At 51.7% G+C, this 3194-nt stretch carries 2 protein-coding genes; both read right to left on the bottom strand.

The genetic code is table 11. The features are described 5' to 3' along the window. Nucleotides 1-140: 140 nt before the first annotated feature. The gene (gene lysS / locus B2067_RS00005; protein ID WP_301387089.1) at nt 141-1658 is read right to left on the bottom strand and encodes a lysine--tRNA ligase; all 1518 of its coding nucleotides are present in this window, start codon (nt 1656-1658) and stop codon (nt 141-143) included. A gap of 214 nt (nt 1659-1872) precedes the next feature. Continuing rightward, a protein-coding gene (gene prfB, locus B2067_RS00010; protein WP_139325782.1) for a peptide chain release factor 2 occupies nt 1873-2968 on the bottom strand; the annotation gives its coding sequence in 2 pieces (ribosomal slippage) (nt 1873-2895 and nt 2897-2968; 1095 coding nt in all). Nucleotides 2969-3194 lie beyond the last annotated feature (226 nt).

Here is a 3194-nt window from a genome sequence, read left to right on the forward strand (position 1 = left end):
AGCTTGCCTGACTAATAGCGACAGGGATTCTTCCAGATGACTAATCGCGAATAGCCTCCGGCTGATTCGCTCCCACAATGTGTGATCGGGGGTAAGATCCCCTCCTACAACACAGTCAAGTCAGGACAACACAGCTAGCCTCAGAGTGGCTTCATATGCGGGAAAAGAATCACATCTTTAATAGTGTGGGAATCGGTAAACAGCATTACCAGACGATCAATACCGATACCCTCACCCGCAGTTGGTGGCATACCGTACTCCAGCGCACGAACATAATCTGCATCGTAGTGCATTGCTTCGTCGTCACCGGCGTCTTTTTCTTCAACCTGCTTACGGAAGCGTGCAGCCTGATCTTCGGCGTCGTTAAGCTCTGAGAAGCCATTTGCCAGCTCACGACCACCGACGAAGAATTCGAAACGATCAGTCACAAATGGATTGTCGTCGTTTCGGCGTGCCAGCGGCGACACTTCCCATGGATATTCGGTAATAAAGGTCGGCTGATCGAGTTTTTCTTCAGCGGTTTCTTCAAAGATTTCGCAGATGTACTTACCCGGGCCCCACGCAGATTGTTTCTCAGACTGAGGAATACCGACTTTTTTCGCGTACTCTTTCAGCGTGTCGATATTTTCTTCCGGATTATTCAGTACATTGGCATCCATTTCCGGGTTGTACTTCAGAATCGCATCGACCATGGTCATGCGCTGGAATGGCTGTGCAAAATCGTATTCCGACTCACCGTATTTAATGGTAGTGCTACCAACGACGTTTTCAGCGACAAAGCGCAGCATGCCTTCGGTCAGGTCCATCATGTCTCGGTAATCGGCGTAGGCCTGATAGAACTCAATCATGGTGAATTCTGGGTTATGGCGAGTACTCAGACCTTCATTACGGAAGTTACGGTTAATTTCGAACACACGCTCAAAACCACCGACAACGAGGCGCTTAAGGTACAGCTCAGGCGCAATACGCAGGAACATGTCGATATCCAGCGCGTTGTGGTGGGTTTCAAATGGCTTCGCCGTTGCACCGCCCGGAATGGTTTGCAGCATTGGCGTTTCGACTTCCATAAAGCCGCGCTGCGACAGATAGAAGCGAATGCCTTCGATGATTTTTGAACGCATCAGGAAATTATTACGCGTTTCTTCGTTGATGATCAGATCGACATAACGCTGGCGATATTTCAGTTCCTGATCCGCAAGGCCGTGGAATTTATCCGGAAGTGGGCGCAGTGACTTAGTCAGAATCTGGAAGTTGCTCAGATCACCCACATCAACGTACAGCTCGCCTTTACCAGACAGGCTCAGTGTGCCGGTTGCCGCCACGATGTCACCGATATCCAGTGACTGCCACGCGGTGCTTTCTTTCTGCAGCGGCTTCGCCATGTAAACCTGCAGGGACCCCGTGACATCCTGAATACCGATGAACGGACCGCCACGGCGCATAACACGACCAGCTACCGCTACACGGTGACCTTCTTCAGCAAGCTGCTCTTTGCTTTTTTCACCGTGTTCAGCTTTCAGATCAGCCGCCAGATGTTCCCGACGGAAGTCGTTCGGGTGGCCATTAGATTTGCTGTTTTCACGCAGCGTTTCGAGTTTGGCACGACGCTCGGCGATGAGCTTATTTTCGTCCTGAACGGTTTGATTCTGATCTGTCATTTGGCACCCGGTATTCTAGGGATCAATGTTAAATTCTGTTTGGTCTGCAAATATATATCGCACAAGCTTCGCGTTGCGCTCCTGCAACATCATCGGCTGAGCCGTCGTGAGCGCAGGCCAGACAAGGCGGAATGTATTGAGAAAGCGGAGTGTACAAGTGGTACATGAGCATTTCGAAATACATTCCAACGCTGTATGGTCAAGCGCAACAGGCTCAGAGCCCGGATTTCAGGCTCGCCTCAATAAACTGGTCCAGATCACCATCCAGAACAGCCTGCGTATTACGCGTTTCAACGCCGGTGCGCAGATCTTTAATACGCGCGTCATCCAGCACGTACGAACGAATCTGGCTGCCCCAGCCGATATCCGCCTTGCTGTCTTCCAGCGCCTGAGATTCAGCACTGCGCTTCTGGAGCTCCAGCTCATAGAGCTTGGCTTTCATCTGCTTCATTGCCTGATCTTTGTTCTTGTGCTGAGAGCGGTCATTCTGGCACTGAGTCACGGTATTGGTCGGCAAGTGCGTAATACGTACCGCGGACTCTGTCCGGTTTACGTGCTGACCACCCGCACCTGAGGCACGGTATACGTCGATGCGGAGATCGGCCGGGTTAATATCGATTTCAATATTGTCATCAACTTCTGGCGATACGAACACAGACGAAAACGAGGTATGACGGCGGTTACCCGAGTCAAACGGGCTCTTACGTACCAGACGGTGTACACCGGTTTCTGTACGCAGCCAACCATAAGCGTATTCGCCCTGAACGTGAATCGTCGCGCCTTTGATACCTGCAACTTCGCCTTCGGAGACTTCCATCAGCTCGCCTTTGAAGCCATGCGCTTCGATCCAGCGCAGGTACATACGCAACAGCATGTTGGCCCAGTCCTGAGCTTCTGTACCACCTGAACCTGCCTGAATTTCGACGTAGCAGTTGTTCTCGTCCATCTCGCCCGAGAACATACGACGGAACTCCAGAACTTCCAACTCTGACTGAAGACCATCCAGTTCGCTTTTAACTTCGTCGACGGCATCTTCATCGTCTTCTTCGACCGCCATATCAAGCAGATCTTTGGCATCGCCGAGACCGCTATCCAGGGTATCAATGGTCTTAACAACGGCTTCCAGAGAAGACCGCTCGCGACCCAGCTCCTGCGCGCGGTCCGGGTCATCCCAGACATCGCCCTGAGCCAGTTCGTGTTCTACTTCTTCGAGACGCTCAACCTTGTTGGCGTAGTCAAAGATACCCCCTAAGCACGTCGGTGCGTGCCTGAAGGTCTTTAATCTGTTCGACGATTGGATTGATTTCCAAGGTGGGTACCCCTGTCGCTGTATAACGTATGAAAATGACGCGGCATTTTACAGGAAAGACAGCGGGGTTTCATCCTGTGTGGGATAGAACCACACAGTGGTTCCTTGTGAGAGTGAATCAGCCGGAGGCTATTCGCGATCATCCTCTTCGCTATTAGTCAGGCAAGCTGACTGAATAGCTCCCACAAACACGTTGACTCTGGGTGGGAGCGAATCAGCCGAAGGCT

The organism is Thalassolituus sp. UBA2590, assembly GCF_002339775.1.
In the GTDB taxonomy this organism is placed as follows: domain Bacteria; phylum Pseudomonadota; class Gammaproteobacteria; order Pseudomonadales; family Oceanobacteraceae; genus Thalassolituus.

Bases quoted from the DNA above. Each gene is read 5' to 3' on its own strand.
- lysS (WP_301387089.1), bottom strand. From the start codon at position 1,658: ATGACAGATCAGAATCAAACCGTTCAGGACGAAAATAAGCTCATCGCC.